This is a genomic window from Parvularcula sp. IMCC14364 (assembly GCF_030758415.1).
GTDB lineage: Bacteria > Pseudomonadota > Alphaproteobacteria > Caulobacterales > Parvularculaceae > Aquisalinus.
Genome location: NZ_CP132334.1, coordinates 648,564 through 664,212, shown reverse-complemented (window position 1 = coordinate 664,212; position 15,649 = coordinate 648,564). Strand labels below are relative to the sequence as shown.

Below are 15,649 nucleotides of genomic sequence, written 5' to 3'. Positions count from 1 at the left end.
GCAATGGGCAAGTGCGGAGGCACTGCCCTGAAACGCAAAAAAGACCGGCGTGGAGGACTTTGACGCCCCGAACACTGCCGGTCAGTTTTGAGGCAGGCTAACACCTCGTGCAAAACCATGACTGAGAATGCGACGCCCCAGGGAAAGACACCCTTGGGAAAGACCTCTTTGGACAATCAGGCTTCCAGCGCGCTGTCGTCATCTTCATCCTGTGCTCCCGGGCTGACCAGCAGGTCATCCGCGATCAGGCCGGCATTTCGACGGATGGCATTTTCAATCTCGCCCGCCATCTCCGGATGGTCACGCAGGAACTGTTTGGCGTTCTCACGCCCCTGCCCGATCCGTTCGGAATTATAGGAATACCAGGAGCCGGATTTTTCCACGACATTGCCCAGCACACCAAGATCAATCAGTTCGCCCATCTTGCTGACCCCCTCGCCATACATGATGTCGAACTCGACCTGCTTGAACGGTGGGGCGACCTTGTTCTTGACCACCTTCACACGGGTCTGGTTGCCAACCACTTCATCGCGCTGCTTGATCGCGCCAATGCGGCGGATGTCGAGCCGGACAGAAGAATAGAATTTCAGGGCATTGCCGCCTGTTGTCGTTTCGGGTGACCCGAACATGACCCCGATTTTCATCCGAATCTGGTTGATGAACACAACAAGGCAGTTCGACTTTGAAATGGAGCCGGTCAGCTTGCGCAGCGCCTGACTCATGAGCCGCGCCTGCAATCCCGGCAGACTGTCGCCCATTTCCCCTTCAAGTTCAGCACGCGGCGTCAGCGCGGCCACAGAGTCAATAATCAGAATATCCACCGCGCCGGAGCGCACCAGCGTGTCTGCAATTTCCAGCGCCTGCTCCCCGGTATCTGGCTGGGAAATAAGCAGTTCCTCAAGATCAACCCCCAGTTTTCGGGCATAAATCGGATCAAGCGCGTGCTCAGCATCAATGAAGGCCGCGACGCCGCCGGATTTTTGCGATTCCGCCGCACAATGCAGGGCAAGTGTCGTTTTGCCGGAACTCTCTGGCCCGTAAATCTCAACAATGCGTCCCTTGGGCAGCCCCCCAATACCAAGCGCAATATCAAGCCCGATGGACCCTGTGGAAACTGACTCAATTTGAACGACTTCCTTGTCGCCCAGCTTCATCACCGAGCCTTTGCCGAAGGCCTTGTCTATCTGAGACAACGCTGCATCGAGTGCTTTTTTCCTGTCCATGTTGCCGCCTTCAACTACTCTAAGATTATTTGCCATGTCTGCCTCTTATCTCTGTCACACTCAACCGAGTCGTGAAACTGAAATCATATGTACGCATTTTGTTCTCAATTGTCAATATGTCCAAGATATTGATTTTACTTACATTTTGAAATTTGTTCTCCCCGTGTTCGCGCCGCGACAGAACACTTATATTCTCTGACACATCACAGGTGAGGTGATTCTGTGCCAGAAAATATTCAGATGATACTTCGGGGTGTTGTGACGCCGGAATTATTGTGGTGCCGTCGTCACAGGTAGGCCAGCGGCGCGCGAGTTTCAGATTGACAAGCCGCGCGCGTTCGCTTTTATACCCTTCCTCACGACTGCTGGCATTTGCGGCAATCGTGCTTTGTGGCGGAGTAGCTCAGGTGGTTAGAGCAGCGGAATCATAATCCGCGTGTCGGGAGTTCAAGTCTCTCCTCCGCTACCAATTTTTTTTCAGAGCAATGGAGCAGGTATCATGCGTTTTATCATGACACCTGAACTGTATCAGCCTGATTTTGCGCCTATGAAAACTGTGCAGGCCCCAGGTTGGTATCTGAATAAGCAGGGAGAGGGACATGCCCTCCCCCAATTCTGACGCTTAAAAGGTGTTTTCCACCACAATTTCAGACAGAGGCACCTGCCCGGGACGCGGCCACGGTTCTTTTGTCCCCTTGCCGATGGCAATCATCGGGCCCATCACGTGATCTTCCGGCAAGTTGATCAGCTTGGCGACCTCTTCAATATCAAAACCGATCATCGGGCATGAATGATACCCCATGGCTGTTGCCGCAAGCATGATGGTCTGCATGGCCATACCGATCGAGCGCTGCGCCTCATCACGCTGCAACCATTCGCGTCCTTCATGGAATGGGCCCATCCAGTTGACCAGCAAATCTGCGACCTCGGTCGGGGCGTTTGTCCAGTAGCGCTCAGGGGATTTTTTCCATGCGGACGCATCCGCTGTCATCAGAATAAGCAGCGACGCATCCGTCATCTGTGCCTGATTGTTGCCGAAATCTTTGCGGATTTTGGCACGCAGTTCCGGGTCACGCAGGATGACAAACCGCCAGTGCTGAATGTTGAAACTGGTCGGCGCCTTGATGGCAGCCTGCAACAGTTTCTCTTCTTCTTCCGTCGTCAGCTGATGGCTTGCATCATACTCTTTGATGGAGCGCCTTGCCTCAATCGCCTCGAATGTATCCATTATCATCTCCTCTGACCTGAATCACCCGGACACAGGTGCCGCATTTTCATGGAAACAACAACCGGACCGGACCAGAGGATGGCATGACAGCGATCACATATTGTTGAGAAACCTGCCCGAGCGACCAGTAGCTGCCCCTTAAAGACCGGCGCAGAAAATGCCGGATTGGTTAATCCAAACCCGTGCCCAGTGGTTGCCGACCCTGACTGAGGCACGGCCTCAAACATGGTTAATATACGGATTTATAATTCCCAGTATATACCTCGACAAGAGACTGTTTTATACAACTTGTTAAACAATTTTTGATACAAGTTACTACATGGAACGATTATGTAGGAATTTTTTTAATGGTTGGTTCATCGGCATAGCTCTTTGGACCTGCTCACTCATGTATCTGGTCGGACACGACCTCTATCTCTCCCTGGGAGCCTTTATACTGAATGGGCATACAGAATATTTTGCCCAGACGGCTATAGCAGCTGTATCTATTGTGGTTCTCATCTTCATCTCCGTGCCGTTTATATCGGACAGCGTATCCAATTCCATCCTTGCCCGTATTATCGGTTATTCCGAGCGCAACAGAAACATCAGGTTATTTTCCTTCAGAAAACTGAGTTTGCTCGGACTGTGCACGGGCCTTGCGTTTGGTATCGTCACGACACCGCTCTTTGCAACGCTGTATGGCTGACACCAGACAGCGCTCACCGGTCACACTTTATGACGCAACAGCAGCAGCGCGCACAGGCCGGTGACGGCTTCGAAGAAAATGAACAGCCAGAAGTCTGGTGATGGTGCCCCTTCCAGCAGAATGGCAGCAACACGGGCGAACAGATAGCCGCCCATATAGGTGATCAGAAAAATAAGGGCCGGGCGTGCATAATGCTGCACCCGCATTGCCCCGGCCAGACAGAGCACCGCTATCGCCATGCTGACGCCGCCATAGATGCCACGCATCTCGAAGCTGCCATTGCGGCCGCCGATCTCCATGCCCATGCGCGCCGCCAGTTCAATCGGCTGCAACAGCATGGTGATACCAAACGCGAGAAAGATCAGCGCCTGAAAGCACAGGAATAGTCGCAACATTTTTCATCTCCTGAATTACGGTTCACTTGATATAGCAGGCAGACATGAAAAAGCCCCGCAGGTTCTGGCGGGGCTTTTCTCTTTTTGATCTCTCGACCCGAACAGGCGGCGCCTATTCTTCTTCGCCAGCATCCGTTTTCTTGGCTGCTTTCTTCTTGGCGACCTTTTTCTTGGCCGGCTTTGCTTCGGCAGCAGGTGCTGCCTCGTCTTCGTCCGGGTCCTTCATCAGATCTTCCTTGCTGACGGTCTTCTCCGTCACCTCGGCGCGCTCGATGATATAATCGACAACACGGTCCTCGAAAAGCGGCGCGCGCAGTTGCGCCAGTGCCTGCGGGTTGCCCTGATAGAATTCGGCAAGCTGCTGGATAGGCATACCGAACTGTTGCGCCTGCATTTGCAGGGCCCGGTTCATGTCTTCCTGTGGGACTTCCACTTCGGCGCGTTTGCCGATTTCTGCGAGCACCAGACCAAGGCGCACACGGCGCTCGGCAATCTTGCGATATTCTTCCTTGAGTTCTTCCTCAGGCTTTTCCTTATCTTCGTCATCAAGCTCGGCCTGCTGAACCTGCTGCCAGATCTGGTCAAACTCGGCATTGACCATGCCCGGTGGCAGATCGAAGTCATGCAGACCATCCAGCTTGTCGAGAATATGGCGCTTCATATGCAGACGGCTCTGGCCGGAAAAGGACTGCTGAAGGCGCTCCTTGACGCTTTCGGTCAGTGCGGCAAGATCGTCGAAGCCAACATTCTTGGCCATATCATCGTCGATCTCGACGGTTTCAGGGGCCTGAACCTCTGTCACGTCCACTTCAAACACGGCTTCCTTCCCGGCAAGATGCTCTGCAGCATACTCGTCGGGGAACGTCACGGTCACATCTTTCTTGTCACCAGCCTTGGTGCCAACAAGCTGCTCTTCAAAGCCGGGAATAAACTGGGCTGAGCCGAGCACAAGTTCTGTGCCTTCGGCTTTTCCGCCTTCAAACTCTTCGCCATCCAGACGGCCAACAAAGTCGATAATCAGCTTGTCGCCGTCTTTCGACTTGGCTGTCTTGCCACGGGCCTTGTAGCTTTTGTTCTGGTCAGCAATGTTCTTGAGGGTTTCGTCAATATCTTCCTGCGGCACATCGGCAACCATTTTGGTCAGCTTCAGTGAGGCAACATCTGCCGGTTCAATTTCCGGCAACACCTCGACATGCATGTCATATTCAAGGTCAGCCTTACCGGCGACAACATCATCAATCAGTCCATCGCGAAAATGCGGATGCGGCGGCATGGCCGGTTGCAGATTGTTGTCATCAAGCGCTTTCTGGCTGGCCTCATTCACTGTCTCCTGAATGAGTTCCCCCATCATGCCCTTGCCATACATCTTCTTCAGGAAGGAAACCGGCGCCTTGCCCGGACGGAACCCCTTGAGGTGGACCTGGCCTTTCATTTCTTCCAGCTTGGCGGAAAGTTTTCCATCCAGCTCTGTGAATGGCACCTTGATGGTGAATTCGCGTGACAGGCCTTCGCTGCTCTTTTCTATGACTTCCATTTTCGTCGCTTCCTGACTTCAACCGGTTCGTCCCTGCCGGGACCGTTAATCTGCGGGCATCAACACCCAAAACTCTCTTTCACCCTGTTCTGCGCATTCAACCTGTCAAACCGATCCACCGGATCAATTTTTTGGCCAGAGACCAATCAGGCTTGAATGGTGCGGCTGGGGAGACTCGAACTCCCACACCTCTCGGCGCCAGAACCTAAATCTGGTGCGTCTACCAATTCCGCCACAGCCGCAAAAATAAACGGCCTCAGGTCGGGAACACCCGTCCAAAGGCCACCCTTCAAGGCGAGCGCGACTGTTTAGCAGAATTGCATCGGTTGTCGAGAGAGGATTGACAACGAATAGCAACGGGTTTCGTGCGCCGCTTTTTTGCCGGAATAGTTCAGGACAGTTAGCACGAATGTCTGGTAAACTATCGCTGCGTAGAAAGTATCCGAGTTTGTGAAACGCCTTTTACTCATTCCTGTCGGTATTGTGCTCCTGGTTATGCTGATCGTGGCCGGGCTCTATCTCTGGCGCCTTGATATCGCAGAGCATTATGCCCGCCAGGCTCTGGAGGCACGTGGCCTGACCCCGGCAGAACTGACGGTTTCCGGCCTTGGACGGGATGGCATCATTATAGAGAACCTGTCTGCCGGTACGGACCAGGCCGGCAAGCCCCTCCTCACGCTGACACGCGCCCGCGCTGACTGGACCATCGCTGACCTGAGAGCGCGCAGGATTGAGCGCGTCACGCTGAACGGCCTGAGCCTGCGGGTCACGCAGACAGAAGATGATGTGACCATCGCCGGTCTGCCCCTTGCCGAATTGCGCAGCGGCGCCGATGGCGGTGACAGCACCAGCTTCACGCTCGATCAGGTCACGCTGTCGGATATCAACATTCTTCTGCAATCAGACTTCGGTGAGGCCAGTCTGCACCTGCAGGCCGAATATGACCGGCGTGTTGGCGGACAGGCAACACTATCCGCCACCTCAGGGGTTTTCCGGTATGGTGACACAGCGCTGAAAGAGACAGCGCTTGAAACCAGCATCACCATGCGCCCGGATCGCAGCTTCAACGGTGCCGCCGCCGCTGCGCTTTCGGTTGAAAATGGTGGCCGGGTCTATCCTGACCTGCAGGCGACCCTCTCCTTTTCCGGGACAGATTTCCTCTCTCTCGCGCAGGATCGCGATAACACCGAGGCACGGGCAACCTTCAACCTCACAGCACCTGCCATGCCACTCGATGTTTTTTCTCCCTATAAAGATTATGTGATCTTTGCCGCAGGAGAAATGCCCGTCACCAGTGCCGTTTCTGCCCGCGGCCTCATCACGCTGGCGGGCGGGATCATCAGCCTTGAAAACATCAATGAGAACTATGTCTCCGCCCAGACAGATACCGGCCTCGACATCGTGATGAGCGCACCAGCCGGCACCATTATCGGGCGCTGGTCTGACACCCGTTCATGGGTGAATCTGGACTATGGTATCAACGGCCTCAAAGCATCCCCCGCCGGGGGCCATATTGATATAGCGCGCGAAGGAGATGGTCCGATCCGGGTAAGGACGGATTTCACGACGGCTGAATGGAAGGCAGACACATTCACCCTGATACCAGGCTCAGCAAGTTTTTCAGGCGAGATTGACGGACCGCTGGTCAGCGGGGATGTGAGGATCAGCGGCGGGCCCTCACGCCTTGAAACCAACAACATGGTTCTGCGCAATCTGCCCCTTTCGGGCGATTTTTCCGTAGAGGCCAATCTAGAAACCCGCACAGCAGAAGTAACGGTGCCGCGCGGCTGCATCGAACTGGCGCGCCCGGCGGCCACACTGCGCAATGGCGCATTCCGCTTTACCAATGCCGCCTTCTGTCCCCCTGCTGCCGGACCGATTGTCCTGACGGCAGCGCTGGATGAGACAGGCGCGCTGGTGGCAAGAGCAGACGGTATCATCACCGCCAGCACGCTGAACACAAAGATCGGCGAAACTACAATTACAGGGCGACCGCCGCGCGCTGTCGTCAGTCTGGATATCAAAGACCGCACGGCCACCGCACGCGCAGGCCTTTATGGCGGCAGCATTGATCTCAATCAGCTTATCAACCTTTCTGCCATGAACGGGCGCGGACGGGCGGTCTATCAGGACGGCAGCATCAGCATGAGCGGCGACGTAAACACCGTCACGCTGAAAGACCTGCGCATACCGACCGCCTTCTCACCGCTTTCCTTCAGCGGAAACTTTACCGTCAGGGATGCACAGGCCAGTTTCAGCGGTGATCTGGCCATTCCGGGGGCAGACAGTTTTTCGACATTGCAAGGTGACTATGACCTGACCGCGCGTGACGGCGAAGCCCGGCTCAATTTCGGCCCGCTCACGCTGAACCCTGAGGGTTTTCAACTGACCGATGTCTTGCCAGTCCTAAAAGGTTACGTGGAAAATGCGGGCGGCAACATTTCCGGTAATGTCCAGCTGCGGCTGGCGCGTGAAGGCCTGCAGACTGGCGCAAGCGTCACCCTGGACGGCCTGACTTTCAACGGCCCTACCCGCGCCGTCACCCGCACTGGCAATCTCTCCCTCGACGCAGAGTTTGACGGGCTTTTGCCCTTGCGCACACGCGGCGTCCAGACTGCAAAAATCGGCCTGGTGGACCTTGATGCGCTGAAACTGGAAAACGGCGACATCCGGTTTTCTGCCCCAGGTGATGGCACCATGCAGGTGCTTTCCGCCGTCTGGCCCTGGTTTGGCGGCACACTGAGCATCACGGAAGCCGTGGTGCCCCTGGATGGCAGCACCATCAGCGTGCCCTTGACGGTCAGTAATATAGACATTGCCCAGTTGCTGGAATTTTTTGGCGTGAACGGCCTCTCCGGTGCCGGACGCCTTGATGGCACCCTGCCTGTGGTCATTGAAGGTGGCAGTGCGAAAATCAGCAACGGCACCTTGCGCGCCATTACGCCCGGCAAGATTGCCTATGAAAGCGTTGCCCTGCAGCGTGCCGCAGAAAACGCCGGTGCCGGCGGCAAGCTGGCCTTTGAGGCTCTGCGCTCCTTCGATTTCGACCAGCTTGTCCTGACCATCAATGGCGACCTTGCCGGGGATGTCAGCCTTGGCCTGCGCCTTGAGGGCATCACAGACCTTGAAGGCATTACCAGCCAGTCGATCGACGACACCGGCATTCATTTCAACATCAATATCAACGCCCCTCTTTCCGGCCTGATCCGGCAGCTCAATCAGCAACGCCAAAGCAAGGAAGCTATTTTCGATGACTTGGTGGGGGAAAAGGGGTTAGAATTGGAATTTGGAGATGCGGAGCGCGTGAAGCCCTGACATATTAGGCACGTTCTCGCGATTTTGTGACCAGCCTGCCATGATCTCGACACGAGCCCGCGGCATTCTGGCAGAAGGAGAATAATTGATGGCCCTGTCCAGACTGACTGACACAAAGTTTCGTGCGCCCGTTGCCCTGTTAGCGGCCAGCGCCCTGATGGCTGGCTGTGCAACCGTGAAGCTGGAAGCACCAGACAAGCCGATTGAGATCAACCTCAATGTCAACATTACCCAGGAACTGCTGATCAAGGTCGACAAGGATGTCGAAGACCTGATCTCCAGCAATCCTGACATTTTCTAAGGGAGAAGACCCATGCGTATTTCTGTAAAATCAACCCTCGTCGCCGCAGCTGCGGCGCTCGCCCTCACCGGCGGTCTCGCCATGGCGCAGAACAACGTCATTGAAAGCGCCAAGGACCAGTGCCTGATTGGCGAACAGTCAGATGGCTATCTGGGTGTAGTGGATGGCAAGACAATCTCTACCGAGACAGAGCGCGAAATGCGCTCGGTCAACAATCAGCGCAAGACGGCCTATGCCAATATCGCCGAACAGCGCGGCATCACCGTGCAACAGGTCGGCCAGATTGCAGCTGCGAACCTGATCGAAAAAGCCAATACCGGCGAATGTGTCGAGGCAACCGACGGCTGGGTGCGCAAGCCATAAGGCCTAATTGAAGAAGTGTGGTCCCGTTTTCTTCCTGACTTGCCAGGATCAGTTTCTTCAATATACGCATTTTATATTCAAAGCTGACCCAACACGTTCGGCAACCCCTCTACCAAATCTCCCGCGATCGTGCCGGGGCCGCTGAGGTGACCTGCTTCCGCGTGGAGCCAGACAGATGCACAGGTTGCTTCAAAAGACGGCATGCCTTGCGCTACCAGCCCGGCGATGATGCCTGCCAATACATCGCCTGATCCGGCCGTTGCCAACCATGGTGAGCCATTGGCGTTGATGGCGGTCTGCCCTGACGGTGTGGCAATAACCGTGTCATCGCCTTTCAGCAAGACAACGCAGCCTGCGCGCCTTGCGGCCAGCCGGACCGCGGACAGACGGTCGCCGGTTTCTACCAGCAAATCGCCGAACAACCGGGTAAATTCTCCCGGATGCGGGGTTAACACATCCTCCGCCCGCAGAGCAGAAAACAGCATCTCCGGATCATCCTGAAAACTGCTGAGGGCATCTGCATCCAAGACGACGCGCTCCTTGTGCCGGAGGGCTGCCAACACTTTCTCGCGCGTTATCTGCCCGACCCCCAGACCTGGTCCCGCAAGCAGTGACGTGATGCGCCCGTCAGACAAGATCTCGCTGATATCTGCCGCACTGTCCGCACGCTGCAGCATCACTTCTGTCAGGTGGCAGGCATTCACCTGCATGGCTGCCCCCGGGCAGAGCATCTTCACGATCCCCGCCCCGCTGCGCAAAGCTGCCATGGCTCCAAGACGGGCCGCGCCGCTTTCAAACGGACCACCGCAGAGCACATAAGCCGCGCCCCTGGCATATTTATGTGCTTTTTCGTCCGGCTTCGGAAAGACTTTGCACCACAGGTCCGGCTCATTCAGGAAAGTGTTCGGGACAATCTCGGTCAGGGTGCGTGCCGGAATTCCAATATTCCGGATATGAACTTCACCACAAAGCCGCTTGCCCGGATGCAGATAATGCCCGGGCTTGGCGCGAAAAAATGTTACCGTGTGCAGAGCATCTATTGATGCACCCCTTACACGGCCTGTATTGCCGTCGAGACCGCTTGGCACATCCACGGCGATCACCGGCAGGCCGAGCTGATTGACCTGCGCGACAATCTCTGCGCCAGCGCCCTCCAGCGGGCGGCTCAAACCGGCACCGAACAGGGCATCCACGATCAACTGCGGCACAGACCAGTCGATTGCCGCCGGGGTCAGCACCTGGCCCTGCCAGTCAGCTTCGGCAAGCGCTGCGTCGCCCTTCAGTAAAGAGGTGTCTGTTAGTGAGGCGAGATGCACTGGCCACCCTGCCGCGCGCAACCTCTGTGCGATGACGTAACCATCACCACCATTATTGCCGGGACCACAAAGCACAAGCACCGGACGAAGGCTCCAGCGCTGTCGCAGGAAGTCCGCCACCGCCTGCCCGGCCGCCTGCATCAGGGCGTAGCCGGAGGTTCCATCAGCAATGGTCAGTTGATCGGCACGGGCCATCTGTTCGGTTGTGAGCAGTTCAAACATTTCCCTCAAAACCACTTGATTTTTGGAATAAAATCGCGCCTGTTATGGCACTTGAGAAGTCAGGTTGCCCCTGTCGTATAACCTTATCTCGTGCCCCAACAGGCACAATACCGGGAAAACATCGATGAAAAGAATTGAAGCCATCATCAAACCGTTCAAGCTGGATGAAGTCAAGGAAGCCCTCCAGGAAGCAGGTTTGCAGGGCCTGACCGTCTATGAAGCACGCGGCTTCGGACGCCAGAAAGGTCACACCGAACTCTATCGCGGTGCGGAATATGTGGTTGATTTCCTGCCCAAAGTGAAAGTGGAATTGATCGTAGATGACAGTGCCGTTCAGGCAGCGGTCGAGACGATCGCAACAGCCGCCAAATCCGGCCGCATCGGTGATGGCAAGATCTTCATCTCCCCGGTAGAAGAAGCGATTCGCATCCGCACTGGCGAGACCGGCCGCGAAGCCCTGTAAAATACACACCACGCAATAATATGCCAATAACGTGTGGCCCGGCCCGGTTTTGGCATTTTCGTGCTATATTTTATGCTAAAACTATCCGTTGCTGGCGCATATTTGCCTGATAGCTGCAAATAATTGCTGCAGTGCAAAAATTTTCCTTGATCGAGAGGCTGTTTTTGGCAGACTGCGCACAAGCGTTAACCAAATCTGACGCTCATGACCGATAACACCAAGCAAAGAGGGGTTCATCCCGATGTCAGCCGAACAGGTTCAAAAACTAATCAAGGAAAAAGATGTCAAATATGTTGATCTGCGCTTCACCGACCCGCGCGGTAAATGGCAGCATGTCACATTTGACCTCTCAATGGTGGATGATGATTTCTTCACAGACGGCCAGATGTTTGACGGCTCCTCTATCGCCGGCTGGAAGGCCATCAACGAATCCGACATGATTTTGATGCCGGATACGGAAACGGCCGTTATGGATCCGTTTTTCGCGCAGCCGACCCTGTCCCTGTTCTGCGACATTCTGGAGCCTGCCACTGGCCAGCCCTATAACCGTGACCCCCGCACCACAGCCAAGGCTGCTGAAGCATATCTGAAAGCATCCGGCATTGGCGATACGGCCTTTTTTGGTCCGGAAGCAGAGTTTTTCGTATTTGACGATGTGCGCTGGACGACAGACCAGAATGGCACTGGCTTCGCAATTGATTCAGGCGAAGGCCCGTATAACTCCGGTACAGATTACGAAGGTGGCAACCTCGCTCACCGCCCTGGCCCGAAAGGGGGTTACTTCCCTGTACCGCCAGTAGATTCAGCACAGGATCTGCGCTCCGAAATGCTGACTGTCATGACGGAAATGGGGCTGGAGCCGGAGAAGCACCACCACGAGGTGGCTCCCTCGCAGCACGAGCTGGGCATGAAATTCTCTACCCTGACAACCATGGCCGACCGGATGCAGATGTATAAGTATATCGTGCACCAGGTCGCAGCCGCCTATGGCAAGACAGCAACGTTCATGCCCAAGCCAGTCTATAATGACAACGGCTCTGGTATGCACGTGCACCAGTCCATCTGGAATGATGGCAAGCCCGCTTTTGCCGGTGATCGGTATGCGGACCTCTCAGAGACCTGCCTGCATTACATTGGCGGGATCATCAAACACGCCCGTGCTGTCAACGCGTTCTCCAACGCGACCACAAACTCCTACAAGCGTCTTGTGCCAGGCTTTGAGGCGCCGATCATGCTGGCCTATTCCGCCCGCAACCGCTCCGCGTCCGTGCGTATTCCATGGGTTTCCTCACCAAAAGCCAAGCGCCTTGAGACACGCTTCCCGGATGCTTCCGGCAACCCGTATCTCATCTTCTCTGCCCTGCTCATGGCGGGCCTTGACGGCATTGAAAACCGGATTGATCCGGGCGAGGCCATGGACAAGGACCTCTATGACCTGCCGCCGGAAGAAGTTCAGGGTATCCCGACAGTCTGCGGCTCCCTGCGTGAAGCGCTGTCAGCTCTCGATGAGGACCGTGACTTCCTGAAAAAAGGCAACGTTTTCAATGATGACCAGATCGACGCCTATATCGACCTGAAAATGGAAGAAGTCATCCGGTACGAGACGACACCGCACCCGGTCGAATTCGCGATGTATTACAGCGTGTAAAGATCGCATATCAGATCATGAACAGGGCGGCGCCATCAGGTGCCGCCTTTTCTTTTGCGCAGGTTTATAGCAGGCTGATGTCAGTAAATCTTTTTTCAGGATAATCTGCCAGAATGCGCCCCATGAGCCTGACAAAATATGCTGCCATCCTGCTTGTCCTGGTATCGGGCCTGACAGCCTGTGCCTCCGCACCGCCTTCCGACCAGACCAACGCCTGCGCCATCTTTGATGAAAATCGCGGCTGGTATCGCTCGGCCAGCCGGGCTGAACGCAAATGGGGCGTGCCCATTGAAGTGCAGCTTGCATTCATTCGGAAAGAGTCTTCATTTGACCGCAAGGCCCGCCCGGCACGCGGCACGTTTCTGTGGGTGCTGCCGGGCCGTCGCCCCTCCTCAGCACTTGGTTATGCGCAGGCGCTGGATGGCACCTGGGATGAATATCGCCAGAAAACCGGCAACCGCAGCGCCAGCCGCAAGAATTTCGCCGACGCCACGGACTTCATCGGCTGGTATGTCGACAGCTCTGCCCGCCGCGCCGGTATTTCCCGGGATGATGCCTACAGCCAGTATCTTGCCTATCATGAAGGCGCTGGCGGCTATATACGCGGCAGCTACAAGCGCAAGCCGGAGGTCCGCCGCCGGGCCAGTGTCTTAGCGACCATGGCATCGAAATATGAGGCGCAGCTGAAACGCTGCGAGGGCCGTTTCCGGCGCGACATCCCGTTTGTGCCATTTATCTGACCCGCCACTTACTCAGGCGCAGATTTATTTACGCCCGTCGCTCGCTCGCAGACTTGCTGCCCTCCCACGAAACCCTCTAAGAGACTGCTTTCTGTGACAGTTGAGGGTCGAGTCTATGGCGCGCGCAGCCGCTAATAAATCCAGCAAGAAAACAACAACCGGTGATATGTTCGGCGGCGATGAATATACCGCCAAGGACATTGAAGTTCTTGAAGGTCTGGAGCCAGTGCGCAAACGCCCGGGCATGTATATTGGCGGCACAGACGAAAAAGCACTGCATCACCTCTTTGCAGAAGTGCTCGACAATTCCATGGACGAAGCCGTGGCAGGCCATGCCAGCCGCATTGAAGTCGAATTGCACGAGAACGGTCATCTGACCGTCACCGATAATGGACGCGGCATCCCGATTGATCCGCACCCGAAGTTCAAGAAAAAATCAGCGCTGGAAGTCATCCTCACCACGCTGCACGCAGGCGGCAAGTTCTCGAACAACGCCTATGCCACATCCGGTGGCCTGCATGGTGTCGGCATTTCGGTCGTCAATGCCCTGTCAGATGACCTGACCGTGGAAGTCGCGCGCAACCGCACCCTGTACCGCCAGACATATGCCAAGGGTCTGCCCACCTCCCCCCTGAAAAAAGTCGGTGACGCCCACAACCGGCGCGGCACTTCCGTCACGTTCCATCCGGACCCGGAGATATTTGGCAATAAACTGGCATTCAAACCAGCGCGCCTGTTGCGCATGGCCCGCTCCAAGGCCTATCTTTTTGGCGGTGTCGAAATCCGCTGGAAATGCGCGCCCGCCCTGATTGCAAAAGATGATCCGACCCCACCGGAAGAAACCTTCAAATTCGTCAATGGGCTGAAGGATTACCTTGCTTCCATTGTCGGCACAAAACCCACAGTGACAGACGAAATCTTCGCCGGCAAGGTCGAACGCGAAGGTGGACATGGCACGGTGGAATGGGCCGTTGTCTGGGGCGGCGCCGGTTTTGCCATGCCGGGCGGGCAAGTGGCAGACGGCTTCACCAATTCCTATTGTAACACGATCCCCACGCCGGAAGGTGGCACCCACGAACAGGGCCTGCGCTCGGCCCTCACCCGTGGCCTCAAGGCCTATGCGGATATGGTGGGCAACAAGAAAGCCTCGAACATCACCGCAGAAGATGTCATGGGCACATCCGGTGCCATGCTTTCCGTGTTCATCTCAAACCCGGAATTTCAGGGACAGACCAAAGACAAGCTTGCCACCAATGAAGCCCAGAAACTGACGGACACAGCCATACGGGCAGAATTTGACCACTGGCTCGCGGGGCATCGTCAGCAGGCAGACAGCCTGCTTAACTGGACACTCGAACAGGCAGATCTGCGTATCCGTCGCCGCAAGGAAAAGGAAGTCGCCAGAGCCTCCGCCACACGCAAATTGCGCCTGCCCGGCAAACTTGCTGACTGCTCACAACAGGCTGCCGAGAATACGGAGATCTTTCTCGTCGAGGGTGATTCCGCTGGCGGCTCCGCCAAGCAGGCGCGTGACCGGAAAACGCAGGCCATCCTGCCCCTGCGCGGCAAAATTCTCAATGTCGCCTCCGCCACGCGGGACAAGATCAACGCCAATCAGGAAATTCAGGACATCACGCAGGCGCTTGGCGCTGGCATGGGGGCCAATTTCGACCTTGAAAATCTGCGCTATGAAAAAGTTATCATCATGACCGATGCGGATGTTGACGGGGCGCATATCGCCGCCCTGCTCATCACTTTTTTCCAGCGCAGCATGCCGGAACTGATCCGTGAAGGCCGTCTTTATCTGGCGCAGCCTCCCCTGTTCAAGCTGTCTTCCGGCGGAAAGGCCGTTTACGCCACCGACGAAGACCACCGCGAGAAACTGATTGCTTCAGAGTTCAAGAAGGGTGCGAAGATTGATGTTTCCCGCTTCAAGGGTCTGGGGGAGATGATGCCCGCGCAGTTGAAAGAAACCACCATGAATCCGGCCACCCGCATCCTTGCCCGCGTGGTTATTCCCGAAGACAAGACCGACGACGTGCTCGATCTTGTGGAACGCCTGATGGGCAAAAAAGCCGAGCCCCGCTTCATCTTCATTCAGGAAAATGCAGAATTTGTGAGCGAGGAACTGGATATTTAATTATCAGTACCCTGGATAATAATTGACAACTTGAATCGTCGATGTAAACATTTCTTGCGAGGGATGTTTATGA

At 55.8% G+C, this 15,649-nt stretch carries 13 protein-coding genes and 2 tRNA genes; 9 read left to right on the top strand and 6 right to left on the bottom strand.

What is annotated here, in order from left to right:
* Positions 1-176: 176 nt before the first annotated feature.
* Positions 177-1,259, bottom strand: coding sequence for a recombinase RecA (recA, locus tag RAL90_RS03245; RefSeq protein WP_306253094.1), 1,083 nt, complete (start codon positions 1,257-1,259; stop codon positions 177-179).
* A 356-nt stretch (positions 1,260-1,615) separates the two neighbouring features.
* On the opposite strand from recA, the gene RAL90_RS03240 reads away from it, so the two are divergent.
* Positions 1,616-1,692, top strand: a tRNA-Met gene (locus RAL90_RS03240).
* A gap of 153 nt (positions 1,693-1,845) precedes the next feature.
* Here the strand turns inward: RAL90_RS03240 and RAL90_RS03235 are convergent.
* Positions 1,846-2,451 (bottom strand): nitroreductase family protein, encoded by a 606-nt coding sequence (locus RAL90_RS03235; protein WP_306253093.1) that lies wholly within the window; start codon positions 2,449-2,451, stop codon positions 1,846-1,848.
* 388 nt (positions 2,452-2,839) lie between these two features.
* On the opposite strand from RAL90_RS03235, the gene RAL90_RS03230 reads away from it, so the two are divergent.
* Complete coding sequence (locus RAL90_RS03230; protein WP_306253092.1) at positions 2,840-3,139, top strand: hypothetical protein; 300 nt, start codon at positions 2,840-2,842, stop codon at positions 3,137-3,139.
* 20 nt (positions 3,140-3,159) lie between these two features.
* Here RAL90_RS03230 and RAL90_RS03225 read toward each other — a convergent pair whose 3' ends face one another.
* The 3 genes from RAL90_RS03225 to RAL90_RS03215 all read right to left on the bottom strand — a co-directional run bounded on the left by RAL90_RS03225 (position 3,160) and on the right by RAL90_RS03215 (position 5,310).
* Positions 3,160-3,534 carry a DUF4345 domain-containing protein gene (locus RAL90_RS03225; RefSeq protein ID WP_306253091.1) on the bottom strand — a complete coding sequence of 125 codons (375 nt, stop codon included), beginning with the start codon at positions 3,532-3,534 and terminating at the stop codon, positions 3,160-3,162.
* Between the two features lie 112 nt (positions 3,535-3,646).
* Entirely contained in the window at positions 3,647-5,068 is a 1,422-nt protein-coding gene (gene tig / locus RAL90_RS03220; RefSeq protein WP_306253090.1) for a trigger factor, read from the bottom strand.
* 157 nt (positions 5,069-5,225) lie between these two features.
* Positions 5,226-5,310 (bottom strand) — tRNA-Leu (locus RAL90_RS03215).
* A 208-nt stretch (positions 5,311-5,518) separates the two neighbouring features.
* Here RAL90_RS03215 and RAL90_RS03210 point away from each other — a divergent pair.
* The 3 genes from RAL90_RS03210 (at position 5,519) to RAL90_RS03200 (ending at position 9,047) form a co-directional block, all read left to right on the top strand.
* Positions 5,519-8,383: a YdbH domain-containing protein gene (locus RAL90_RS03210; RefSeq protein WP_306253089.1), complete on the top strand. Its 2,865-nt coding sequence runs from the start codon at positions 5,519-5,521 to the stop codon at positions 8,381-8,383.
* A gap of 88 nt (positions 8,384-8,471) precedes the next feature.
* Positions 8,472-8,684, top strand: coding sequence for a YnbE family lipoprotein (locus RAL90_RS03205; RefSeq protein ID WP_306253088.1), 213 nt, complete (start codon positions 8,472-8,474; stop codon positions 8,682-8,684).
* Positions 8,685-8,696: 12 nt separating this feature from the next.
* A complete protein-coding gene (locus RAL90_RS03200; protein WP_306253087.1) occupies positions 8,697-9,047 on the top strand; it encodes a YdbL family protein in 351 nt (116 codons plus the stop codon).
* Positions 9,048-9,124: 77 nt separating this feature from the next.
* Here the strand turns inward: RAL90_RS03200 and RAL90_RS03195 are convergent, their stop codons facing one another.
* Positions 9,125-10,585, bottom strand: a complete 1,461-nt coding sequence (locus RAL90_RS03195) for an NAD(P)H-hydrate dehydratase (protein WP_306253086.1) — start codon at positions 10,583-10,585, stop codon at positions 9,125-9,127.
* A gap of 124 nt (positions 10,586-10,709) precedes the next feature.
* Between RAL90_RS03195 and RAL90_RS03190 the strand changes: the two genes are divergently transcribed.
* From RAL90_RS03190 to parE, 4 genes are all read left to right on the top strand, one after another.
* Positions 10,710-11,048: a P-II family nitrogen regulator gene (locus RAL90_RS03190; protein ID WP_306253085.1), complete on the top strand. Its 339-nt coding sequence runs from the start codon at positions 10,710-10,712 to the stop codon at positions 11,046-11,048.
* A gap of 241 nt (positions 11,049-11,289) precedes the next feature.
* Entirely contained in the window at positions 11,290-12,696 is a 1,407-nt protein-coding gene (gene glnA, locus RAL90_RS03185; protein WP_306253084.1) for a type I glutamate--ammonia ligase, read from the top strand.
* 113 nt (positions 12,697-12,809) lie between these two features.
* Positions 12,810-13,436, top strand: a complete 627-nt coding sequence (locus RAL90_RS03180; RefSeq protein ID WP_372340400.1) for a hypothetical protein — start codon at positions 12,810-12,812, stop codon at positions 13,434-13,436.
* Positions 13,437-13,602: 166 nt separating this feature from the next.
* On the top strand, positions 13,603-15,576 hold the full coding sequence (gene parE, locus RAL90_RS03175; RefSeq protein WP_372340421.1) for a DNA topoisomerase IV subunit B: 1,974 nt from the start codon (positions 13,603-13,605) through the stop codon (positions 15,574-15,576).
* Positions 15,577-15,649: the final 73 nt, after the last annotated feature.